The 22,672-nt window shown below is 50.0% G+C and carries 18 protein-coding genes, 1 pseudogene and 1 riboswitch; of the genes and pseudogenes, 6 read left to right on the top strand and 13 right to left on the bottom strand.

Annotated elements, in window-relative coordinates:
* Positions 1-158 precede the first annotated feature (158 nt).
* Both M3650_RS07785 and M3650_RS07780 read left to right on the top strand, forming a co-directional pair.
* The gene (locus M3650_RS07785; protein WP_251573631.1) at positions 159-5,648 is read left to right on the top strand and encodes a DUF4350 domain-containing protein; all 5,490 of its coding nucleotides are present in this window, start codon (positions 159-161) and stop codon (positions 5,646-5,648) included.
* Complete coding sequence (locus M3650_RS07780) at positions 5,600-6,499, top strand: S-layer homology domain-containing protein (RefSeq protein WP_251573690.1); 900 nt, start codon at positions 5,600-5,602, stop codon at positions 6,497-6,499. The genes M3650_RS07785 and M3650_RS07780 overlap by 49 nt, the downstream gene beginning before the upstream one ends.
* Before the next feature lie 65 nt (positions 6,500-6,564).
* On the opposite strand, the gene M3650_RS07775 is transcribed toward M3650_RS07780, so the two are convergent.
* Both M3650_RS07775 and M3650_RS07770 read right to left on the bottom strand, forming a co-directional pair.
* Positions 6,565-6,969 (bottom strand): GNAT family N-acetyltransferase, encoded by a 405-nt coding sequence (locus M3650_RS07775; RefSeq protein ID WP_251573630.1) that lies wholly within the window; start codon positions 6,967-6,969, stop codon positions 6,565-6,567.
* Between the two features lie 216 nt (positions 6,970-7,185).
* Positions 7,186-7,377, bottom strand: coding sequence for a hypothetical protein (locus tag M3650_RS07770; RefSeq protein ID WP_251573629.1), 192 nt, complete (start codon positions 7,375-7,377; stop codon positions 7,186-7,188).
* 318 nt (positions 7,378-7,695) lie between these two features.
* Here M3650_RS07770 and M3650_RS07765 point away from each other — a divergent pair, with 318 nt between their 5' ends.
* The 3 genes from M3650_RS07765 to M3650_RS07755 all read left to right on the top strand — a co-directional run bounded on the left by M3650_RS07765 (position 7,696) and on the right by M3650_RS07755 (position 11,034).
* A complete protein-coding gene (locus M3650_RS07765; protein WP_251573628.1) occupies positions 7,696-7,902 on the top strand; it encodes a hypothetical protein in 207 nt (68 codons plus the stop codon).
* A 325-nt stretch (positions 7,903-8,227) separates the two neighbouring features.
* Positions 8,228-9,460: an aminopeptidase gene (locus M3650_RS07760; protein ID WP_251573627.1), complete on the top strand. Its 1,233-nt coding sequence runs from the start codon at positions 8,228-8,230 to the stop codon at positions 9,458-9,460.
* 386 nt (positions 9,461-9,846) lie between these two features.
* Complete coding sequence (locus M3650_RS07755; protein ID WP_251573626.1) at positions 9,847-11,034, top strand: MFS transporter; 1,188 nt, start codon at positions 9,847-9,849, stop codon at positions 11,032-11,034.
* A 77-nt stretch (positions 11,035-11,111) separates the two neighbouring features.
* Here M3650_RS07755 and M3650_RS07750 read toward each other — a convergent pair whose 3' ends face one another.
* Both M3650_RS07750 and M3650_RS07745 read right to left on the bottom strand, forming a co-directional pair.
* Positions 11,112-11,750: a cyclodeaminase/cyclohydrolase family protein gene (locus M3650_RS07750; protein WP_251573625.1), complete on the bottom strand. Its 639-nt coding sequence runs from the start codon at positions 11,748-11,750 to the stop codon at positions 11,112-11,114.
* The gene (locus tag M3650_RS07745; protein ID WP_251573624.1) at positions 11,747-11,923 is read right to left on the bottom strand and encodes a tetrahydrofolate dehydrogenase/cyclohydrolase catalytic domain-containing protein; all 177 of its coding nucleotides are present in this window, start codon (positions 11,921-11,923) and stop codon (positions 11,747-11,749) included. The genes M3650_RS07750 and M3650_RS07745 overlap by 4 nt, the downstream gene beginning before the upstream one ends.
* Positions 11,924-12,018: 95 nt before the next feature.
* Positions 12,019-12,103, bottom strand: a riboswitch (ZMP/ZTP riboswitch).
* Between the two features lie 145 nt (positions 12,104-12,248).
* Here M3650_RS07745 and M3650_RS07740 point away from each other — a divergent pair.
* Positions 12,249-12,866: a hypothetical protein gene (locus tag M3650_RS07740; RefSeq protein WP_251573623.1), complete on the top strand. Its 618-nt coding sequence runs from the start codon at positions 12,249-12,251 to the stop codon at positions 12,864-12,866.
* Positions 12,867-12,882: 16 nt separating this feature from the next.
* On the opposite strand, the gene M3650_RS07735 is transcribed toward M3650_RS07740, so the two are convergent.
* The 9 genes and pseudogenes from M3650_RS07735 to M3650_RS07695 form a co-directional block, all read right to left on the bottom strand.
* Positions 12,883-13,905: a zinc-dependent alcohol dehydrogenase gene (locus M3650_RS07735; RefSeq protein ID WP_251573622.1), complete on the bottom strand. Its 1,023-nt coding sequence runs from the start codon at positions 13,903-13,905 to the stop codon at positions 12,883-12,885.
* A 46-nt stretch (positions 13,906-13,951) separates the two neighbouring features.
* Positions 13,952-14,761 (bottom strand): carbohydrate ABC transporter permease, encoded by an 810-nt coding sequence (locus M3650_RS07730; protein WP_026010884.1) that lies wholly within the window; start codon positions 14,759-14,761, stop codon positions 13,952-13,954.
* A gap of 44 nt (positions 14,762-14,805) precedes the next feature.
* Positions 14,806-15,714, bottom strand: a complete 909-nt coding sequence (locus M3650_RS07725) for a carbohydrate ABC transporter permease (protein ID WP_026010885.1) — start codon at positions 15,712-15,714, stop codon at positions 14,806-14,808.
* Between the two features lie 135 nt (positions 15,715-15,849).
* Positions 15,850-17,178 carry a sugar ABC transporter substrate-binding protein gene (locus tag M3650_RS07720; RefSeq protein WP_251573621.1) on the bottom strand — a complete coding sequence of 443 codons (1,329 nt, stop codon included), beginning with the start codon at positions 17,176-17,178 and terminating at the stop codon, positions 15,850-15,852.
* Positions 17,179-17,568: 390 nt separating this feature from the next.
* Entirely contained in the window at positions 17,569-18,108 is a 540-nt protein-coding gene (locus tag M3650_RS07715) for a GNAT family N-acetyltransferase (protein WP_251573620.1), read from the bottom strand.
* A gap of 72 nt (positions 18,109-18,180) precedes the next feature.
* Positions 18,181-18,390 (bottom strand): annotated as a pseudogene (locus tag M3650_RS07710) (metalloprotease family protein); the annotation flags it as partial.
* Between the two features lie 331 nt (positions 18,391-18,721).
* Positions 18,722-20,113: an extracellular solute-binding protein gene (locus tag M3650_RS07705; protein ID WP_251573619.1), complete on the bottom strand. Its 1,392-nt coding sequence runs from the start codon at positions 20,111-20,113 to the stop codon at positions 18,722-18,724.
* A gap of 100 nt (positions 20,114-20,213) precedes the next feature.
* A complete protein-coding gene (locus M3650_RS07700; RefSeq protein ID WP_251573618.1) occupies positions 20,214-21,557 on the bottom strand; it encodes a GGDEF domain-containing protein in 1,344 nt (447 codons plus the stop codon).
* A 49-nt stretch (positions 21,558-21,606) separates the two neighbouring features.
* Positions 21,607-22,671, bottom strand: coding sequence for a dihydrodipicolinate synthase family protein (locus M3650_RS07695; RefSeq protein WP_251573617.1), 1,065 nt, complete (start codon positions 22,669-22,671; stop codon positions 21,607-21,609).
* Position 22,672 lies beyond the last annotated feature (1 nt).

The following is a 22,672-nucleotide window of genomic DNA, read 5'->3' as shown; positions in this document are numbered from 1 at the left end:
TAATCGATCCTTGGCCCGTTCCATAGATTAGCAGGGCATTATAAACCTTTACATATCCCCCTCCTGCAATTAACAGCCTCATAACAATTGGAAATTACAATACGATAGAGTATGGCATTTTTTTAGCTTCATTCCATTTCATATAGGAGGTAAAGGAAATGATTCGATTGAGGAACAAGTACATAACCCGGAAATGGATAGGCTTGACGCTGGCATTCATTATGCTCGTCACGTCCCTGATTCCGCCGGGGCTCCTGCAGCGGACAGAAGCAGCGGGTGCTCCACATGTGGTATTCAGTCAGGTATATGTGGCGGGCGGCAATAGCGGGGCCATTTACAACACGAAATTTTTCGAGCTCTACAACCCGACAGACAAGGACGTGGATTTGAGCGGATGGTCCCTTCAATACGCCGCCAAAAATTCCATATTTTCCGCCAAGCCCGGCGCTTCCAACAATAAAACGTTATCTGGCACCATTAAGGCGCATGGCTATTACTTGATTACCGGCGGGAGCGGTACAAATGGCATTCCGCTGCCTGTATCCGCCGATGATACGTCCTCCGTCAATCCGGGGCAAGCCAGCGGGAAGCTCGCGCTGGTCAACAGGCAAGATACGATTAGCGGAAAAGACGATCCGAGTGTCGTCGATTTTTTCACTTGGAGCGACAGCAACAGCAATCTGCCGAACGAATATTGGGGCAGCCCCATCATCGCGCCTTCTCCAGACAGCAACGAAGAACACATCGGCGTGGAAGCGTTTAAGAAAGGGACGTTGCTCCGCAAAACAAACGAAGGAAGCGATCCGCGGGGTGTCATCGGGTTGGGCAACGGCTGGTTCACAAAAAATACCGGGGCGGATTTTGTCATTCACACGATAGCCGATCCTGGCAACAGCATATACATCCGTCATTCCGGCACCGCACCGGAGCCGGCCTTGATAACGCCCGCACCGAACGCTGGGCTCATTCGGCTGGAGAGCAACTACTCCACCGTTACCCAATCCGTCTATACAGCCGTATATGGCCAGTCTGAAGCGGTGCCGCACGACTCTCTCGTCAAGATTTATGTAATGGACGGCGGATTGTATTCGGAGGCGGCTTCAGGAGAGGCGGAGTCTGACGGTTCCTTTGCTATCTCATTCGATAATCCGAGCGAGAAGAATACAGCCTATGTGTCCGCTACCCTTGCTGGCCGCGAAGAGAGCCGCATGGTCCGGGTCGATGCTGACGGTCACGATCCTTCTTATCGCATGATCCCGCTGTCCGATCTGCGGGTGAACAGCAGCAGCGGCATCCCGATTAACCAAGGTTCCCGAGTGACCGTAGAGGGCATCGTGACCGTTGACAATCAGCTATTCGGTGAGGGAAACAGCAACTTCTTCATTGAGGATGGCACAGGCGGCGTAAAAGTGTTGGACGGGATCGCGCACGGATTAGGCATCAAGCGCGGCGATAGGCTTCGCATCACCGGGATGGTCGATTTTGCCGATGGGATGACGCTTCTCGTCCCCCATTCCGTCACATACATCAAGCAGGAGCCGCTTCCGGAGCCGGTCGTGCTTACCATCGCCGATCTGAACCGCTATGCTGCTGCAGAGCCATATGAAGGACGACTCGTGACCATTCGCGGAACGGTATCTCAGCTGTCGCCTTCCGCGTCAGACACGAACGTCACGATTACCGACGAGAACGGGCAAGCGATGAACGTCAAGCTATACGGTACAGGCATCGATGCCGTACGGAAGCTGTTGCTGCAGCAATCATACTGGTTCACGGGCATCGTCGGACAACACAAGACGTATGCTCCTTTCGATTCGGGATATGAATTATATCCGCGCGAGAAGGCTGACATCACCGGCTCTCTTCAGCTGGAACATACTCCTGTCACAGAAGGATATGCCGGCCTGGATCTTCGGTTTGCGGCCACATCATTCCATGCGGAGTCCGTTATACTCTACTACCGCCAGGCAGGCAGCTCCGATTTCGCGGCCCTTCCGATGACAATTAATGACGGCTCCCATTATGAAGCCGTCATTCACGCTGCCGATGTACCTGGAGCCGTATTGGAATATTACATCAAAGCTACCGCAGGCACACAGACGCAACAAGCCGGCACAGATGACGCTCCGATTAAGCTTATGCTCGTGGAAGATCAGGAAGGTCCGGAGTTTTCTGAAGAATTGCCTGCCGACCATTCTCAGACGGAGAACAGACGTCCGGAAATTTCCGTACACATTTTCGATCCAAGCGGAATAGATGCGGGCTCGGTGCTGGCACAGCTTAATGGCGAGCCGCTAGCTCCTGCCTTCGATGCGCCTGCCGGAAGGGTCGTCATCAAGCTGAACAACGACTTGAAGACGGGCAGCTACAAAATAGAAGTGACAGCCAAAGATGCGAAGGGAAATGCAGGCAAGCATGCGTGGACGTTCCGCGTGTTGCCGACGTTTGAAGGCGGGAACCATTACCGGGGCTCGTCGCACAATCATACCGGCATTTCGCATGATGCGAAAGGAACACCGGAACAAGCGATTGCCGCTGCCAAGAAGCATCGCTATGACTGGTTCGCCTTTACAGATCATTCCCATGACATCGACGTCGGCAGCCGCGAGGCCAAGGACAGCATCGATCGCCAAGGCATGCCGGAACGGACCGGCAGCGCGGATCAAGCTGCCTCCGCATGGCAGAAGCTGAAGCAAGTCTCTGAAGACAGTACACAAGATGAGGAATTTGTTGCCTTCCGTTCCTATGAGATGACCTCCACGGTGTGGGGCCATTCCAATATTTTCGGAACAGAGAACTTTATCGATCGCATTCAAAATAACGGCATCTATCAAAATTTGAACCAATTCTACAAATGGGCCAAAACCTACGACGCTCTCATCGGTCAATTCAATCATCCGAACTGGGGCGGAAGCACCCCGCCATTTAACGCATTCGTTCCGTACGACCAAGATGTGGATAAACTGTTCACGATGTTTGAAGTGGGCAACGGTTCTGGACAATATACCTATTCCAATATTGAAAATCTGTATTATAAGACATTGGATTTAGGATGGCATGTCGCACCGACGTTCGGGGAGGATCATCATAATGGGATGTGGGGCGAGACGATGCGGCGCACGATTGTCGTCGCCGAACAACTGACCCGGGAATCGCTGCTCGATTCGATGCGGAACCGGCGTGTTTATATGTCGGAGAACCCGAATTTTACGCTTGATGTCAAGGCCAACGGGTATTATATGGGATCAATTGTAGACAGTCAGTCACTTGCCTTCACCATTGCAGGCGGAACTTCCGCTCAACCCTACACCTATCTCCCGCCTGGCTTTACACCGGATGAACGTATTAAGACAGTCGAACTGATTACGAACGGCGGCCATGTCGCCGACTTCATTACACCGGAGACACAGCCCGACCTTTTTACGGATGAGAACAAACGCTTTTCATGGAATCCCGAGGTTGCCGTTCCCGGCGGACAGCAATGGTTCCTTGTTAAAGTTACGCAAATGGACGGCAATCGGGTATATGCTTCTCCGATCTGGACGAAAGAAGTCAAGGTGGATGTCAGGGTTCAGGATATTCAGGCAAGCGAAGGCAATATCATTGCAGGCAATCCGGCCGTATTGGAGGCGTTGATCAGCAATTTCGGCCAAGGCGAGCTTGAGCGCCTTCAAGTTCAATTTTATGCGGATGAGGTTGAGGAATCACATCTGATTGGCACAGCCGAAGTGACCTCCCTATCGCCGAAGAGCGTGTCTCGCGTTCAAGTGACATGGAGCAATCCGACGGGAGGCGACCGGAATATTATTGCCGTCATCGCCAATCCGCCAGCCGGCAATGCGCCAGAGAACAATCAGTTCGCACAGACTTTCCATGTGAAGGAGCCTCTCGGTCTTACCATTATGATTGACGCGGCACACGGCAATGAGAATTCGACGGGAGATTCCGGGAAATACAAGGACGAATTCAAGAAGCTGACCAAGCTGCTTCGCGCCGAAGGCTACCAAGTCATTGAGAATCACCAGCCTTTGACTCAACAAGCTTTGGAGCATGTATCTGTCCTGATCATTTCCCATCCACATAAGAACAAGCCGTTCATGGAGAGCGAGCAGGCGGCCGTCGCTGAATTCGTCAACAACGGAGGATCATTGATGCTTGCCAGCAAGAGCAACAACAGCACCGATCCGACTATGAATAACCCGCTGCTGGAACGACTCGGTTCGGTCATCCAGTTCAACGATGACGGCGTGTATGACGGCAGTGAGGACGGAAACTTCTGGTCGAATCCAGCAAGCAGCCTCTGGTCGGTTCGGGCCCACCCTGAACCAGTCGCTAACTATGTGACGGATTTTGTGCACAGAGTGGATTACTATAGCGGCGCAAGCTTGATGAGACTGGGCCAGCAGCCGTTGGCGGATTCAGACCCCGTCACCATCATTGCGCGAGGCAACGCAGCCAGCTACCAGTTCAATCTTGCCTCGAAAGGGACAGCATACAACACATCCGGTGAACAGGGCGGAACGGCCATCCCGCTTATTGCTTCGCAGGAAATCGGAGCGGGGCGCATCGTCGTCACCGGAATGAATCTGTTCAATGACAGACAACTGGATGATATAGGTGAAAAGAACGATAACGTCCGTCTGACGGCCAACCTGTTCAACTGGCTTGCCCACCGTGGCACGAAGGTCGTGCCGATTGGCGATGCGCGCACACAGCCGGAAGGAACAGACATTGTCGTGGAAGGAACAGTAACGACCGCCGCGGGCGTATTCTTTGACGCGTTCTATGTGCAAGACGGAACGGGCGGCATCATGGCCTTTAACGAGGTGCCGAAAGATTCGCTCCAGCTTGGAGATACGGTCCGCATCTACGGGCATGTCAAGGTGTTCGAGCAAAATGTGGAGATTATGTTCGACAATTTCGATAAGAATGTGCTTAAGCTGAACAAGGTTCCAGGGCAGCCATTAGAACCGAAACGAATTACTACAGGGGCTGCGAAGGATGAAGCGAATCAGGGAGTACTCGTCAAGCTGTCAGGTGTCGTGAAGCGGGTGTCCAGCATCCCTGATCATACGATTTATGTGGATGATGGCACGGGCGAAGCTCTGATCTTCATTGACGGATACATCGCCGAACAGAACGGTCAACCGCCTGCCCTTAAGCTAGGAGATACGCTCGAAGCCGTCGGCGTGACAGGCAAATTCTCTGGCGGCTACTGGGTGCGCGTCAGGGACACACGTGAGTTGATCAAAGGTAAATCTGAGCCAGATCAACCGGAGGGACCAGGCCGCGACAGACCGGGCGAGAGGCCAGACAGCGGCAGCGGATCGTCCGGCAGCAGCTCACAAGGAAACGGCACGAGCGGCAGCAAGGTTGCCGATCCGCTTCCGAAGCCCGCTCATCAGTTTATTGTTGCTGAAAAAGATATAACCGGTGCGTCGGCACACGGCATCCGCATTGCTCTGACCATGCCAGACGACATTACGGAATCATTATGCCCCTCGATACGGGAGACTTGCTGGCAAGCAAAAGTCTGGAACTCAGGTCTAAGTGGTGGACGGCCCGCTTCCCTGCGGAGGCGCTCCAAGCATTGTCCGGCATGGTTGCGAAGGATGAACGGGCAGACAGTCACCTCTCATGGAGGGTGAACCCGTTACCAGACTGGCTTAGCCTTGAAAACGCGAAATCCGCAAAGAGCGGACTCACCTTATCAGGTTCTGCCTACCAGTTACAGCTCATGATCGTCAAGAAGAATGGCGATTCCGTACCGGTTGAGAAGCTTGTTCAGCCTATCTCCGTAACCTGGAAGCTGGAGGGGAAGCCGAACCCGCGCCTGGTCGGAATCTATGCGATTCGTAATGATGGAACGCTGGAGTATCACGGTGGTTCTGCGGGGAATGGAGAGATTACAGGGGCATTCGACAAGCTTGGCAAATATGCCGTGTTGGAGTACAACAAGCGCTATACAGATGTGTCTCCTGCCCATTGGGCGCACAGCATCATCCAAGAAATGACGGCAAAGCAAATGTTACAAGGGACGGGACTAACGACCTTCGAGCCGAACCGTCCGGTGACCCGCGCCGAGTTTGTGGCACTGCTAGTAAAGGCTTTCCATCTAGGGAAGCCAGGCAAGGCAGAGTTTGCTGACGTCTCTGCCGGCAAATGGTATGCGGAGCCGATTGCAGTCGCTGTCCAAGCCGGGATCGCAACCGGCAAAGCGGACAACAGGTTCGCCCCCGACGAAGCCATTTCACGCCAAGAGATGGCGGCAATGCTCGTTCGGGCATACGAGGCAGCTGCTGGCATGCAAGCGCCGCGTTCGGGCGCCTTGACCTTCCGGGATCAGCTGGACATTTCTCCATGGGCAACTGAATATGTGACCGCGGCGCAGGCGCTGGGTCTCGTACAAGGCCGGGCGGAGAACCGCTTCGCTCCTACCGGGAACACGACACGGGCGGAGGCCGCCCAAGCGATTGCCAACGGATTGAAGCTGAATTAGTGATAATTTAGCATACAAAAACGCTTGGACAAATTCCCAAGCGTTTTTGGCTTATATTTATTTTTTTAACTTCCAGATTGCATTTTATAGTTCCTCAAAATCATACCATTTGTCTTCGTCATTCCGAAATTGTCATAATAAGGAACTAAGTCATCGTCACAACATAAATCAATCATATATATGTCACCAAGTTCTTTCAGCATCCGATTTACTAATTCCTTGCCTATACCTTTATTTTTGTATTCTGGTAAAACTTCAAGAAATGGAATGTAGGCAGATAGAATTCCATCACTTATCGCTGTAATAAATCCAACTACTTGATTCGTATTATCATCAATCGCAATAATCACTTTACTGCTTTTCTTTAACAGTATTAAGTGAGTTTGTGGATTTGGTGGATTAAGCCAATCCACAAAAAAGCCCTTTAACATATCAGAAGAAATACCATCGAGTGAGTTCTTGTATATCATAATATATCAGCTCCTAATTTATATTAACTTATTAGACAGATGATATATATCAATAGTAAAGCAACAAAAATATGACCTCCAAGCATTCTAAGAAATACTATAAGTTATTCTACTTAAATTTCAAAATCCCTTCTATATTGTAATTACTTTTAATACTTATTATTTTGATGGTGGGTCTTATTTCGTTATGAAACTAATGCGTTTCAAATATCTCTTTTAATGAAAAGTATGCTGATTTACGCAAGTTCTCTGTATCGTATCCTCTATGAAATCCCCAATCCAATAAATCGGTTTTTGCATCGTATCGTGAAGGTTTACCCTTAACTGTTCCACTTCTCCTTCGCTTACAGGATTATGAACAACAACGATGCCATCTTCTTTTGTAGCCAATCGTTGTAATTTAGCCAAGTTTTTGTCCCTCCATTACTTCTTCTAAACCCATTTTCCTTATCATTCTTTTATTGTTCCGTCTGGGACACGTATTTTGTGTGTCGCAGGTGCCGATCATAATTACTCCTTGTATGAGGGTCTAAACGGAGAAAAGGATATGCAAGTCGCACATCCCTTAAGAGAATACTTGGTTCCGCCCCTACTTCTTACACATTAATCCTAATTAGGGATTGCTTACGGTAACGTAAACACATTATTATAAATACAAGAACATGTGATACTATTGAACAGATAGGTCAAATTCTAAATTGAAATTACATTTGAGGTGAAAATATGATGGAAGATAATAAGCCGAACGCTGCAGAAACAGAAGAGGCGAAAAAAGTGAGTCTGGCAGACGCGGCAAAGCGGATGCTGCAACAGAAGAAACAAGCGCAAGGCCAAGCGAAAGGTCAGCAACAGCATCACGCGGCAGGCAATCAAATGATGAAGAGTCAACACACGAAGAAAATCAACAATCAGCGCAAACGTATGGGCGTATAGCTCAAACGCAAGAGCAGCAACGCTGTATAAGCGTGCTCGCATTGACAGCGCAGGCATGATACAGCAGAGAAAGAGGGGCAGATACTGCCCCTCTTTCTTATTCATGCAGCTTTATTCGAACAATTATTCTGCTATTTTGTTGGCGTCCGCGATGCCACTGTCTCTGTCCGAGATGATACCGCTTCCGCCGTCACGACAGCTGGGAACTCCTGCGCCGAGAGCGCTTCGGGTAATAGTTTGTCTAGCCGCCCGCGAATAAGGTATAGTGAATGTATCACGGCAAGCTCTATGAAGACCCTATAACAATTGAAAAAGGTGATGACATATGGCAACATTCGAACAACAGTTGGAACAATACGCTGAGCTCATCGTGAAGATAGGCGTAAACGTACAGCAAGGGCAACCCGTGTTCGTGACAGGATCGCTTGAAATGGCACCCCTCGTTCGCCTCGTGGCAAGCAAAGCGTACGGTGCAGGCTCAAGCAATGTCCATGTTGAATGGACGGACGATACGCTGACGCGCTTGAAGTTCGAAAAAGCGGCGGACGACGTGTTCACTCAGTTCCCGCAGTGGGAAGTCGAGAAGCGCAACGCATTTCTGGATAAAGGAGCAGCGTTCATCTCCATCGTATCCTCCAATCCAGATTTGCTGAAGGGCATCGATCCGCAGCGGATCGGCAACAATCAGAAGGCGTCGGGCAAAGCACTGGAGCGCTTCCGCCAATTCGTCCAATCGGATAAAGTAAGCTGGACGGTCGTCGCGGCTTCGACCCAAGCATGGGCAGCCAAAGTGTTCCCAGAGCTGAACGGCGAAGAAGGAATCGCGAAGCTGTGGGATGCGATTTTCGAATCTGTGCGTCTCAACACGCCTGATCCGGTGGAAGCTTGGAAAGAACACAACGCGACCTTACATAAAAAAGTGGATGTATTGAACGGCAAGCATTTTCATAAGCTGCACTATACAGCGCCAGGCACGGACTTGACGATCGAGCTGCCAGAGAAGCACCTGTGGGTAGGCGCAGGCAGCACGAACGAGCAGGATGTTCCATTCATGGCGAACATGCCGACCGAAGAAGTATTCACCGTACCGCACAAATCCGGCGTGAACGGCTATGTGTCAAGCACGAAGCCGCTCAGCTACGGCGGCAACCTCATCAATAACTTTAAAGTGACGTTCGAAAATGGGCGTATCGTGAAGGTCGAAGCAGAAGAGGGACAAGACATTTTGCAGCAGCTTGTTGACACCGACGAAGGTTCGCATTACTTGGGCGAAGTTGCGCTCGTGCCGCACGAATCTCCGATTTCGCAATCGAATGTCCTGTTCTACAATACGCTGTTCGATGAAAATGCATCGAATCACCTGGCGATCGGAAGCGGCTATGCCTTCAACGTGGAGGGCGGCAAGACGATGTCACAGGAAGAGCTCGCTGCGGCCGGCGTGAACATCAGCATCACGCACGTCGATTTCATGATTGGATCCGCGGAGATGGACATTGACGGCATTCATGAAGACGGTGCTGTCGAGCCAATCTTCCGCAAGGGCAATTGGGCGATTTAACGAGCCTACGATTTGAGGCTTTAACGGTTTGACGCAGTTTAGCGGCAGGAGCATGACGCTCCTGCCGCTTTCTATATTCTAATGACTTCTGATTGATCGCCAAATGAATTTAAACAGGACTAGTCCGGCATTCTGGTTTTATTCATTTATATCCATCCCGATGATGCCCACCGTATCCTTTGAAACACCTCTTTTGTCCACTCTCCCAATCCATCAGAAACCGTTTACTGACTTGAGGGGAGAGTGAAGCAAAGCATGGCGGCACATGAACAAGGTTCAGGGGGTGCAGCTCGATTGGAACTATGATATTAATGCTTGTCGTAATCATTCAAGCATGCGCATAATGGTAGAAAATAGATGGCATTTTAGAGGAAGGAGACTCCTTCATGCACATATGGCAGGATTTCAAGGTGTTTATGAGGATTAAGGGCGCGGGCTTTCTCCTGCTGACCCTCTTTCTGTACGGAATCGGAACAGGGATTCTGGCTCCGATGAACGCCATTTATTTAAAGGAGTCGATAGGACTCGGCAAAGGCGAGATTGCTTCGATTTTCGCCATATCACTCTTTTTGAACATGGTGCTTACGATCTCGGTCGGATTCATCAGTGACAGCATGAAGCGGAAGAAGACGATTCCGATCATCGCTTCCCTTATTTGCATGGCAGGTCTGCTCATCTATATGAATGCTGCAAGCTACATGCCCGCACTTATCGGGATGGCGTTGGCGACCGCACCCTCCGGCATGATTATGGGACAGCTGTTCGCGATGGCCCGCAATCATTTTACGCGCATGGCACCGGACGTCGTAGAGATCGCCCAGATTTGGCTGCGCGCAACGTACAGCGTCGGCTTCTTCACGGGTTTGCTGCTCGGAGCCAATTTGTATTTGCTGGCGACGTTCCAGGGCGTGCTGTGGGGTAATTTGGCGGGATATGCGGCCTTGTTCATCCTACTGCTGTTCTATAAAGAAATTACGGCAGAGGCATCTGCCAATAAGGCTATTAAGGGAGAACCGTTCTCCCTCATCATGCTGTTCGCCATCCTGCTGCTGTCCTGCGCCGATGCGATTCGCGGATTGTATTTGCCGCTCGTCGTTCACGAGCAGTTCGGGGATCCGCGCCTGATGTCTTACATTTGGAGTACGCAGGCCGTGTTCGAGCTCTTGTTCATGACGATGGCCGGCTACTGGGCCGCCAAATACGGCAGCAAGCCCGTTATCCTGCTCGGCAGCTCCTTTGCGCTGGTCACTTATTTGACCTACAGCGTCAGCGGGTCATTGACCATATTTTTCCTTGTGCAGCCGTTGTACTCGTTCTTCGTGTCCGTGCTGTATGGCGTTGGCATGGGCTATGTGCAGCGCATGTTCATCCACAAGGCGGGCTTCGGCGCCAGTCTGTACGTATTCATTTCCCAGACGGCTTCTCTCATCGGCTACTTCCTGCCGTTGTTAATTGAAGGGGTAACGCCGCGCATCTTCTGGATTCCTGCGGCCTTGATTGTCGCTTCGATTGGGCTAATGACGAAGGTATTGTATACCGATCGGCATCAGCGGCAGCAAGCTATCTCTTCATAATGTGTCCATACCGCGCGTAAGCCGACGATTCCACCGGGAACCGTCGGCCTTTTTCATACTGACGTTGTACATATTCCCTATCCTGCGATTCGTTGACGGACTGTATGCATCGTCGACTCTTTCAACTGCCCGCTCTCCAGCAGCAGTTGAGAGGATCGCTCTGCGTACTCTCCCTTTCGTTCCGCATCCTTCACCGAGGCAAGGTTAATCTCAATTGTCAAATAGGCGGATTGGGCCGCCGCCTCGAACAATATCGCCCCAATGCCCAAATCAGAAATGACGTTCTTGTTAGACGTCTCCGCGATTGCGGCTGCAATGCGCATCCCGTCTCTGCATACCCGGAGCAGCCGGAGCGGAACTTCGATGGCCGCATAGGTCGCTTCGCGCAGCGCTTGTCTGCGGTTCGCCTGCTCTTCCTCGGTCCCCTTGGGCAGCCGTAGCGCCTCCATGTACTGCCCGAAAGTGCGAATGTCGTCGGCAAGCAGCTCCTCGCATAGCGCAGACAGACTGTTCATCTCGTTCAGCGTAAGCTCAATTTGTTCCCGAATGCCTGCGAATTTCTCGCCCTGCGACAGATTGCCCACCATCGAGGTCATCGCTGCGCCGAGCGCCGCTACGAGCGCGGCCACGCTTCCTCCACCCGGTGTCGGATCGGCGCTGCCCGCCCGCTCCAGAAAGCTCCGTATCGAACTGTCCCACGTTATGGCCTGATTCATTGCTTCGCCGCCTTCTGCTTCATCTTCGCATAATAAGCGGAGGCGAGATCCCCCTCGACGAGAATCGTGGCAATGCAAGGAAGATGTCCCTGTGACGCGTACTCCTCCACTCTCTTCCGGATATCGTTGTACACGGCATCCGCGGCTTCTTTTGCTTTCATGACCATTCCCATCGTATAACCTCCTGTGGCATAGCGATTGCAATAATGTGAAATGTGAAAAACAAAAAAAGCATTTGCCGAAGCTCAACAAGCGAGTCTTCAACAAACACTTTTACCCAGGCGAACGGTACATTCCGACTGTATGCTCCCTTGTGGTTGCTCCCACTATTTTCGCCAGTTACATACAGCATTCAATTTCTTTTATCCTACCAAATCGGAATAAAAAAGAAAACCTTTTTTGCTTTTACAAAATAAATTCCTGCGCCCCGTCACATCTAACCTGTCGTGAATACCATGGAACAGCGAAGCACATTCATCTAGAAGAGGGTGTTATCGAATGCCTATTGTAGGTCAGGCTATAATAGTTAGTAGCAGTAACGTATATGTTGCGAATGACCGGGATACAGCCATTGCTTTGGCCGTAAGCGGAGCGCCAGGCAATAAAGCCACGGTTATCCCCCGCTATACTCTTTGGCCCCAATTAATTAAATATTCGAATGACAACGGGCCTTTCCCCACTATAAATTCCCGATACATTTGGGATTCAACTACATCCGATGGTCAAAGCAGAGGATTTGCCGCAAGAAGCGGCGGCATCGGCAACCCTAATCCGCTCACAATTAACGTAAATTTATGCGTCTTTTCCGACAATGCCCATGTGGCCCGGGTTGATGTTTATAATTTTAGTCCACCGACCCCTGTGTTGGTGCAGACGTTAACTCCTCCAGTGCTCTTGGATGGAAATATGGATCCTATTGTCGGCCTAAGCGAAACGCCGCCTTACAATTGGCAAGGCATAAGAGTGTACAAAAACAGCAGCAGCAATCCGCTTCCTCCCGGAGCGATATATGTCGTGGTAGTATCGTTTACAGCGGTCAATTATATTCTTAATCCGCTTGGAAGTGAAAATCCTGCAGGATTATCGTTCATCGCCAATGTCGATTTCATTTCATGATCAGCTATCTTTCCCTTCATTCCACTGCGAATGAACATGGCTGGTAGGACAACACAATACCTACCGTATCGCGGGGAGATGCCTTGTAACGCTCGTAGGCTGCAGCGGCTTCAGCCACTGGCATTTCGGCTGAGATGAGCGGCGCGACCTGGATTCGCTTCTCGGCGAGCAGGCGCACATATTCGCCCACATTCCTGCCTTCGGTCCAGCGCACATACCCTTTCGGGTAATCGATGCCGTCTACTTCATACTCGCGCTTGTATCTGCCCGGTCCGCCGGCGCGGGAGATTAAGATTTGCGCTTCCTTGGAGAACATCAGCTCCCGGTTGAATTCCATTTCCAAGTCTCCGACAATGACCACTTTGCCGCGATCCCGAATCCAAGTGAGCGCCTGATCGATCATCCCCGCCGCATTCCGTCCTGTACACAAGAAGACGGTATCCACCCCTTCTCCGCCGGTGGCGTCTTGAATGGCAGCATCGATCCCTTCCAGCGTCGAATGCACGTCGTCGACTCCACATTCGCGCAACACCTCGCAGCGTTCGGGCAGCAGATCATAGCCTAACATATGATAGGACGCAGCGTTCCCAATTTGACACATCATCTGTCCCAATATGCCCAGTCCGACTACGACCGCCTGCTCGCCGAACTGGAGATTGGCCTGCCGCAGCGCGTGAATCGCAATCGCGCCCAGGCCAGCAAAGGCAGCCTCCCGAATATCCATTCCATCGGGAATGGGCGCGAGCAAATGCTTCGGCACCGCCAACAAGCCGGCATGCCGCACGAACGGAGCGCCGTAGCACGCGACGCACTGTCCCGCCTGCACATGAGTGACGCCCGCTCCCACTTCCCGCACAATGCCGGCGGCACTGTAGCCCAGCGGGATCGGGCGGTCCGTTTTTTTCTCCGACATCATCATTTCCGTACCCGGGCTGATGGCTGAGTATTCCGTATCAACCAAGACGAAGTTCTGCTTCACATTCGGCTCGGGGAGGGTAACCGTCTTGATTTTCCCATCCAATGCTACAACCGATATCATGCTGATTCTCCCTTTCTTGTGCGGTATTGCGCGCTTTCGTGAATCGTTAAGATTTAAGTCCCGTCATGGCGATGCCTTCCGTAAAGTAACGTTGGAAGAAAATGAAAATGAGGAACGTGGGCACGAATGAAATCGCGGAGCCGGCCATCTCAACCCCGAAATTCCCTTCCTTCGTCAAAATGGAGGCCAGCCCCACCGTAATCGGAAACATATCCTCGGACGTCATAAAGATGAGCGGAGTGAACAAATCGTTCCAGCAGCTAATGAAGGCAAACGTCCCGATCGTCGCAATGGCCGGCTTAGCAAGCGGCAGCATAATGCGGAAGAAAATCGTAAAGTCGCCCGCCCCATCCATATAGGCCGCTTCCTCCAAGTCCTTCGGGATGGTCATCATGAATTGCCGCACGAGAAACACGCCCATAATTGCCCACAGCTCTGGCACAATGATCGAAGCATACGTATTAATCCAGCCAAATTGGCTGAACATGACATATTTCGGAATGATGAGCAGTTGACCCGGCACCATGACGACAGCCATCATCGTCCAGAACACGAATTCACGACCGGGAAATTTCTTTTTCGCAAAAATATAGCCAAGCACTGCTCCGAAAAAGATTTGCGCCAGAACAGGGACGATGGTGATGACCAATGAGTTCTTAATCCACTGCACGAACGAGCTTTGGTTCATAATGTAGCTGAAGTTGTACAACGTGGGATTGGTCGGGATCCAGAACAACGGATCGGCCGTAGCCCTTTCCACCTTTTGCAGCGAACCTAAAATCATCATCGCAAATGGGAAAAAGAAGATGATTCCGAGGATCATGAGCATCAGGTATACAAATACGTTCTTCTTCATTGAGACAGTCAAAGCAAGCTCCTCCTCCTGCTGTGACGTGCAGCTTAATAGTGCACATCTTTCCCCAAATATTTGCGCTGCACGAGCGAGATGGCGAAAATAATAAAGAACAAAATATAAGCAAGGACGCTGGCGTAACCCAAGCGAAGTCCTGTAAAGCCTTCCTCGTATAAGTAATACACAAGAGTGGTCGTAGCGTAATTAGGTCCGCCGCCCGTTATCAAATACGCGGAATCAAATATTTGGAAAGAACCGATCGTCGTAATAATCGCCACATAGAAATGGATCGGCAGCAGCAGCGGGAAGGTCACTCTCCAGAACGTTCTCCACTTCGAGGCGCCGTCGATTTTGGCCGCTTCATACAGATGGCTCGGGATTGATTTCAAGCCTGCATAATAATAAACCATGGTGCTGCCGCTTACTTTGAACACGCTCAGGGCGGCCAATACGGGCAGCGCCTGCTTGGAATCGGAAAAGAACAATTGCGTATCGATGCCAATCCAGCTCAATATATAGTTGATCATCCCGTATTCCGTGCCTTTGAAGAGCCAAGCCCAAATACCGGAAATAATAACGAAGGACGTAACGACAGGGAGGAAATACAAGCTCTTAAAAAAGCCGGAAGCCTTCACGCCGGAGTTGACCAACAGCGCCAATCCAAGCCCCATGCCCATCGTCGGCAAAATATAATAAACGGAAAACAACACGGTATTCCAGATCGCTTTCCAAGCAATCTCGTCTTGAAAAAAATAACTCCAATTCGCAAGCCCTACATATTTCGGCGAACCAATAATCGGCCAGTCCATAAACGTCAGCACAAAGCTAAAGGCGAGCGGAAATATTTGAAATACGAGAAAGTGGGCCAAAATCGGAATCAAAAACACGTACACGATCGCATTTTTCTTGAATTCCAGCCGGAATCGCCTGCCTAATGGCGGTTTGTGCTGAAGGATCAGCGGCTCGGCCTGACCGTTCGCTTTTGACAAAGTAATCACCTACGATCCCATTAATTAATAATAGCGGGGGCCACCGCAACTCTGCTTGCGATGATCCCCCGCATCCTTAACGAATCAACGCTTCGGCATTCGTTACCCTTTGCTTTGTTCGTCTTGAATGGCTTTGGCCGCTGCATCCGCCGCTTGCTGAGGCGTCTTCCCGCCTTCGAGCATAGCAGCGATTTCCGCTTGAATCTTAGGCATAATCGTTCTTGCGACGGGACTCATCACGCCCGGGCGGGCATAGGCCGCCACCTCAAGAAACTTCTTCATATCTTCATCATTATCGTAGATGGAGGAAGCTGACTTGCGAGTCGGAATATAATTCGCCAGCTTGTTGAACGCCATTTGCGTTTCCGTGTTGGTCAGCACCTTCACGAATTCAGCCGCCGCTTCTTTATTTTTGCTTTTTTTTGGCACCACGAACATACCGACGGTTCCAAAGCTTGCTTCTGCCTTTCCCTTTAACGGCGGACCGGTCACATAGTCTCTATTCTCGGTCTTTAGCACGCTCAGAGTAACGCCCGCTCCCCATACCGATAACATTTTTCCAGACAAATATTCCGGGAACTGATCTTGATTGGATATGGAGTCCTTCGGAATCCACCCTTTGTCATACATATCTTTAATGAATTGGAAGGCAGCAACCCCTTCAGCATTGTTGATGACTGCGTTCTGACTGTCGTCGATTACATCTCCGCCGAACTGCCACAGAATCGGATACAACGTCGCGTTGCAGCATGCGGCACCCCCATTGAAATCCCGGGCATAATATCCTTTGGCGACGGCTTTCTCCGCCCAGACGTTATATTCATCCCACGTCTTCGGCACGTTCGCCGGGTCTTCACCGATGTCTTTAATGATGTCAGGGTTATAGAACATCATTTGTGCCTCTTGGAGAATAGGCAATCCATATAACGTCCCTTGATACGTTCCCGCTTCCAAAGAGCCGGGAGAGAAATCGTCCATATTGTTGTCTTCTAAATAAGGTGTTAACGGTTCAAGCACGTCCTTGTTGGCAAATTGGGGAATCTGGTCAGGAAGCTGATAGAACACATCTGGACCATTGCCCGCAGCAAGGGCCGTCAATATTTTCTGCTCGCGGTTCTTCCACGGAATCTCTTCCAGCTTCACTTTGACATCAGGGTGCTTCTCGTTGAACGCTCCAATCGCTCCGTCAAACACCGTCTTCAGCTCATCCTTCTTCTCCTCGGCAACATACGGATGAATCCATACCGTAATATTGCCAGACAGCTTCTTCCCTGCAGCGTCCTGCCCGGAATTCGCCTGTTCTCCCGTAGACTTCGCTTCTCCCGCGTCCGTTCCTTGACCTGAATTCGAGCCGCCTGACCCGCATGCCGCGAGCAGCATCGATAATGAGAAGATAAGCGTCAACAGCAAGATGTTCGTGCGTTTAACCATAAATAAGACCATCCCTTCTATATATAATCAACAAACTAGATAAGAACCACAGTTGTATGTATTCCCCCCCACTGTAAACATCATTATCGTAGCCACCATCCTCACAACAATCAATATTCCATATAAAAACGAAGGTATAGCAACAGTTTATAGGACAAGTTATAGTTCACTTCTGGTATATTTATAATATTACCCAGCCAAGAAAGCGCTGTCAATACTGTTGGTGTTTATGACAATTTAAAGACATCCAGTACTGTATGGGAGAATGAGCATAAGGACCATTGCACGGAAGAGTGCCGAGAAAATAGAGTATTAGACTAACCCCGAAATTGAAACAGCGGCTGCCATGGACGAGAAAATAAAGTCCTAGACTGCCGCTGTTTTATTGAACTAACGTTCTACGTTAGTTGAAGACCGCTGGTTCCACTCTTCCCGCAGTATAGCGTAGTAATATTCATCCCACCATTCATTTTGATAGGGAATACATTTCTTGAAATAACCTTCTCGTCTCATTCCGATCTTCTCCATAATTCGATAAGACGGTAAATTTTCTGGCTGACAAGTTGCAATTATTCGGTGTAGATTCATTTCCTCAAATCCATTTTTCAATATGGATAATGCCGCTTCTGAAGCGTAGCCTTGACTGTGAAAACTGGGATTGAATACCCATCCAATTTCATATGTATGCTTACCAAAATATTCATGAAATACAATGTGACCAATAAGCTTTCCATTATCCTTTAAAACAACAGGAAAATTTCGGGCTTGGTCGCCAATGTTTTTACTAATAAATTCTTTAACTGTCTCTTCGTTAAAAACCCCTTCCGGTATATATTTCATGTTACTTATATTCGAAGTGTATTCAAGTACTGCTGGCCAATCCTCGCATTCAAAACTTCGAATTATCAATCTATCCGTTGTTACATACATTGTCTTCCCTCCAACCTAAATTAGCACTATTCGTTCTCCGTTAATGATTGTCGTATGCCTGATAGTACAGGGTTATTGTTTTACTTGATAATAACCTCTCCAAAATATTGTTTTGTTAGGCTTTATTAGGATTAGAAATGAATTAACTATATCGGAAGAAGAGATTATCAGGTTTACCCAACCAATAAATAACATGAGTGATTTGATACTACCCGATGAATAGCAAGAAATAATACCAGGCAATACCGACAATACGATAATAGGTAGACTCATAAAAATCCATATTTATTTGAGGCAAATTTCGAAACCACAACATCATATTATCATCACCACATCCTTATCCATAAACATTCCAATTATATCACGTAATGGTTGTTACATGCTGTAAATACATCATGATTATTATTACGTATTACTGCCCGTTAGTTTAACACCACTGCCCTGGTCTACAACTTTATTTTTACGGTCTAATACTTTATTTTCTCAAGACAGGAAGTCCGTCAGGAAGTCCGTCAATTAAGCATTGCATAATGGTAAAAAAATAACCCCGATACGTAAAAGTACCGGAGTTATTCGTTATGGTTCATGGAACGGTTCTGGCGGCAAAAGGAGTTTACTGGGCGGTTGCCCGATCCAGCATATGCTCCAGTCGCGAACATAGCTCGTCCTCTTCTTCCATATGAGACCAATACAGCTTCATTTCATTGCGCATCCGATCAATTTCATCAGATCGCAGCCGCAGCTCGCTAAAAAAGCGGAACGACGGAATGATTTCACGGTACATCGAAAATCGGCTCGGACGGATCAATATATCTGTGCCGCTCCATTCTGCCGCCTTCTTATGGGCGGGTATGCTGAACGTATTCTTTCGAATCGTTAATTGCGCTGAATAGGAGAGCAAATAGTCGACTAACGTCTTGGCCGCTTCCTTCGCTTTCGATTTCCGGCCAACCATCAGTCCAATCGCGAGCAGCAATGTTTTTGCTTCGTTCAAATAAGGCAGCGGCGCCACATCGAACGAGAACTGGACGTCTTTCAGATGGTTCAAGCTAAAATAGGTCGACATAATCATCGAGACCTTCCCTTGCCGGAAGAGCTCCTCCGCATCCGCGTCGCTCTCTGACATATAGTTAGGAAAAATATGCTGGTGACCCAATAAGTCACGGGACAATCGTATCCCTTCCATCAGCTTCGAGTCACACAGCTGCACTCGTCCTTGCTCGTCACGCTCCACCACCGAACCGCTCTGAAGCAAAAATACAGGCCAGCGATTATTAGACAGCAAATGAAAGTAAAATCCGTATCTGTCTTGCTCGTTGCCAAGCTGCGCGGCCGCCTCCATTAGATCGGACCAGCGCCAGCTGCTGTCCGGCTCGGCAATATCTTTCTCTGCGAAATGATCCCGGTTATAGCAGAGGATGACCGGAGAGAAGATAAGAGGCAGCGCCAATATATGATTTTGATAGCTAAAAGAATCAGATATAAAAGGATACTGTCCGGAAGGACTCATGATCGGTTCGAGCAAATGATGATGCCCCTCATGAACAAACATTTGAAAATCGCTATAATTTACGGTCGCGATATCAAGCATGTCCCGTTCAATATACTCCGATACAGTATCACTATAATTTTCATAAGGAAGGGGAATCATCTGCACTCGGATATGCGGATACTGTTGTTGGAAGTCGGACAACAATTGTTCCATCGCCGCCTCTTCGACTACCGATTTATAGTATCCGAACCGAAGCTCTACGGTTCCTTCTCGCCCCGGGTTCAATACCCGGTTGCCGATACGCGGCACTTTTTCGATCAATTGCTCGGATACGAGTATATCCAAGCCTTTGCGCACGGAATTTTTACTCAATTGAAACTGTTCGCCCAATGCTAACTCGGAGGGCAAGTATTCCCCAATGATACGCTTGCCGGTCACAATCTCTTCCCTTAATACGGAGACCATTTCGTCCAGACGCTTTCTAAATGTGGTGCGGCTCGGTTTGCTTGTCATTCTATAATCCCCTTCACCCATAACTACTCCGCTCTAATCTAGTATATATCTAGTTTACATAATAATGATATCGACATATATAGGAAAAGTCAACGCTGCCTCAACGAACGAGACGGCTCAGAAATGACATCCGGTAAATTTGCCGCGGGCGGCCTTTATACCTGCCTTTCGTGTCACCGACGACGTCCACCAGCCCTGCATCAGACCAAGCCAACAAGAAGCGATGCGCGCTTCGCACCGTCACACTCAACGTGTCAGCAAGCTCCTGCGCATAGAAGTCGATCTGCCCGCTCCGGGTAATATGCGCCACGAGACGGCTCAAATACACTGTCGTGCAGCCCGCCGCCGTCGCTTCTGCGAGAATGTCCGCATCGATTAGCGATAAATCGACCTCATGGGGCTGCGTCATCTCCAACGGTCCGATGACACTTCGATCCTCACGAATGATGAACCCAATATTGCCGCCGGCGTCCTTCGCATGGCGAAGCGCCATACGAGCATGGATGCCTGCTTCATTCGCCGTCTTGCCGAACCCGATGCCGACACTCAACGTCAAGCCGAATTGCTGCTCCAATTCTTTTGCAAGCGGAAGCGTCTTGTACCCACCCGTCTGCTGTTCAAAAATCCCCCGTGTCGTCACGAACAAATACTCATCACCGCTAAACGGAGTTAAATACCCTTCCAATGATTCGACATAACCAAGCAGCGTGCGATGAATGTCCAGCTTCAAGCGCTGCACCTCATGATCCAGCATTTTGCTCTCCACCAGCCGCGCAAAACCGTCAAGATGAATCATGCCGACAACAATTTGCGCTTCTTTGCTTCGGCGCGTTTCGGTCGATAGCAGCGCTCGCTCCAATGCAACCACGACGTCTTGCTCGGTCGGTGCAATCAAGTGATTGGGGATGCCCGCCTCCGTAAGCGCTTCGGCAACCCCGTGAATCCCAGTCAAGGCCGCTGCAGCCAATCCCTGGTTGTAGTGGTAGCGATGAAATGCAATAACGCCCTCTAGCTCCGTTCCGATTGCTTCCTCAAAATACATCACCTCGACTGGCTGCTCGTTCAGCTCTACCTTGGTTTTCGCCATATCTTTCTCTGTGACAGAATCGACGGAAAGCGACGTTAAGCCGAATTGCTTATTAATATGATAAAAGGCCCGGTACAGCCCGCCTCTGGTAAGCGGGACGAAGTGCACCGGAATTGCAAAGCGCTGTTCTTCTATCGCTATTTTAAAAGGGAGAGGACCGGAAAACAAAATCACTTCCACCCGGTTCAGACATTGTTCCACCAGCTTGGGCACTTCCGCCTCATTGCTGTACGTTGCGATTACCGGAACAAATGACGGAAAGCGCTTCACCGCTGTCTGCATAATTGGAATGACAGCTTCTGAACCGATTAAGCCAATCGGAATGCCTTTATCCAGTGTTCTCTGTGCCGTTTTCACCTCGAATGCCCCCTCCCGGAAATAAATCGTTCAAAACAGCAGCTATGGCTTATGGCTTCAGCCAAGTCGATACATGCCTGCTAACAAACTCGTCATCCGTCAAATGAGGATAGTCACGATAAATGCGGTCCAATTCTTCCGCCTGCCCCGGCGACAACCCTTCTTCCTCATTCAGACACCATATTCCGCCTAATAGGCCTTGTCTGTACAACACTTCATGGATACCAGCAATACAGCCTTTGAATCCATTCGCCGTGTCGAACAATGCTGCGTTAGAGTCGGTCACCTGCCCGTTCAGCGTAAGCCACTCGGCGGAAATCTGTTCGCTATCGCGCGCCTGCTTCACGCGCTCCAGCAATTCGACCGCCCGCTTCGTCCATACAGCCCAATGACCAAGCATCCCGCCGACGATCCGTTTCTCGACCGGTTTGCCGTCGACCATAAACCGGTACACGGTCAGCAAGTCATTGACAATATTGTCGTCATTGCCGGTATACAGCGCAATCTCGTTCTTGCGCTGCGAATGACATACCGCGCGCACGACGTCGATCGTCTGATAACGGTTGAACGGCGCCATTTTAATAGCAACTACACCGGGGATATCTGCGAATTCCCGCCAGAAAGCATAACTGAACACCCGCCCGCCGACAGAAGGCTGCAAATAAAACCCAAATACAGGAATGATGTCCGCAATCGCCTTGATCCGTTCCAAATGCTCGGTTTCTGACCAACCCTTTAATCCGCCCATACTCACTAAGCCGATATCATAGCCGAGGGATACAGCCACACGCGCTTCCGCGGTCGCTTGTTCTGTAGTTCCGCATATCCCCGCTATCTTAAGAAACGGACGTTCGAGAGTAGCCCGCTCCACTTCCTCCGCTGCCATCTGCAGCACCGGCTCATACAGACCGACATCGCGAATTTCGAATTGGGTCGAATGGACGCCGACCGCAATCCCTCCGGAGCCCGCCGCCATGTAATACCGGGTGAGCGCCCGCTGTCTCGTCTCATCAAGCTCGCGTTCCGCCGTGAGCGCCAGCGGATGAGCCGGAATGACGACTCCTTCATGCAGCGCCCGCCGTTTCGCGGCTGATAACGGTAGATAAGCAGTCATG

It is taken from the genome of Paenibacillus sp. MER TA 81-3 (genome assembly GCF_023713585.1).
Lineage (GTDB): Bacteria > Bacillota > Bacilli > Paenibacillales > Paenibacillaceae > Paenibacillus_B > Paenibacillus_B profundus.
Note: the sequence above shows the minus strand (reverse complement) of the source record. Positions and strands in the feature narration are given on the sequence as shown.

What these genes read in the sequence shown, in the direction of transcription:
- M3650_RS07750 (WP_251573625.1), bottom strand. Translation starts at nt 11,750, where the DNA reads ATGAATCAGGCCATAACGTGGGACAGTTCGATACGGAGCTTTCTGGAG.
- M3650_RS07765 (WP_251573628.1), top strand. Translation starts at nt 7,696, where the DNA reads ATGGAAGATAATAAGCCGAACGCTGCAGAAACAGAAGAGGCGAAAAAA.
- M3650_RS07760 (WP_251573627.1), top strand. Translation starts at nt 8,228, where the DNA reads ATGGCAACATTCGAACAACAGTTGGAACAATACGCTGAGCTCATCGTG.
- M3650_RS07745 (WP_251573624.1), bottom strand. Translation starts at nt 11,923, where the DNA reads ATGGGAATGGTCATGAAAGCAAAAGAAGCCGCGGATGCCGTGTACAAC.
- M3650_RS07715 (WP_251573620.1), bottom strand. Translation starts at nt 18,108, where the DNA reads ATGTATGTAACAACGGATAGATTGATAATTCGAAGTTTTGAATGCGAG.
- M3650_RS07695 (WP_251573617.1), bottom strand. Translation starts at nt 22,671, where the DNA reads ATGACTGCTTATCTACCGTTATCAGCCGCGAAACGGCGGGCGCTGCAT.
- M3650_RS07730 (WP_026010884.1), bottom strand. Translation starts at nt 14,761, where the DNA reads ATGAAGAAGAACGTATTTGTATACCTGATGCTCATGATCCTCGGAATC.
- M3650_RS07740 (WP_251573623.1), top strand. Translation starts at nt 12,249, where the DNA reads ATGCCTATTGTAGGTCAGGCTATAATAGTTAGTAGCAGTAACGTATAT.
- M3650_RS07755 (WP_251573626.1), top strand. Translation starts at nt 9,847, where the DNA reads ATGCACATATGGCAGGATTTCAAGGTGTTTATGAGGATTAAGGGCGCG.
- M3650_RS07720 (WP_251573621.1), bottom strand. Translation starts at nt 17,178, where the DNA reads ATGGTTAAACGCACGAACATCTTGCTGTTGACGCTTATCTTCTCATTA.
- M3650_RS07785 (WP_251573631.1), top strand. Translation starts at nt 159, where the DNA reads ATGATTCGATTGAGGAACAAGTACATAACCCGGAAATGGATAGGCTTG.
- M3650_RS07705 (WP_251573619.1), bottom strand. Translation starts at nt 20,113, where the DNA reads ATGACAAGCAAACCGAGCCGCACCACATTTAGAAAGCGTCTGGACGAA.
- M3650_RS07775 (WP_251573630.1), bottom strand. Translation starts at nt 6,969, where the DNA reads ATGATATACAAGAACTCACTCGATGGTATTTCTTCTGATATGTTAAAG.
- M3650_RS07780 (WP_251573690.1), top strand. Translation starts at nt 5,600, where the DNA reads ATGGTTGCGAAGGATGAACGGGCAGACAGTCACCTCTCATGGAGGGTG.
- M3650_RS07735 (WP_251573622.1), bottom strand. Translation starts at nt 13,905, where the DNA reads ATGATATCGGTTGTAGCATTGGATGGGAAAATCAAGACGGTTACCCTC.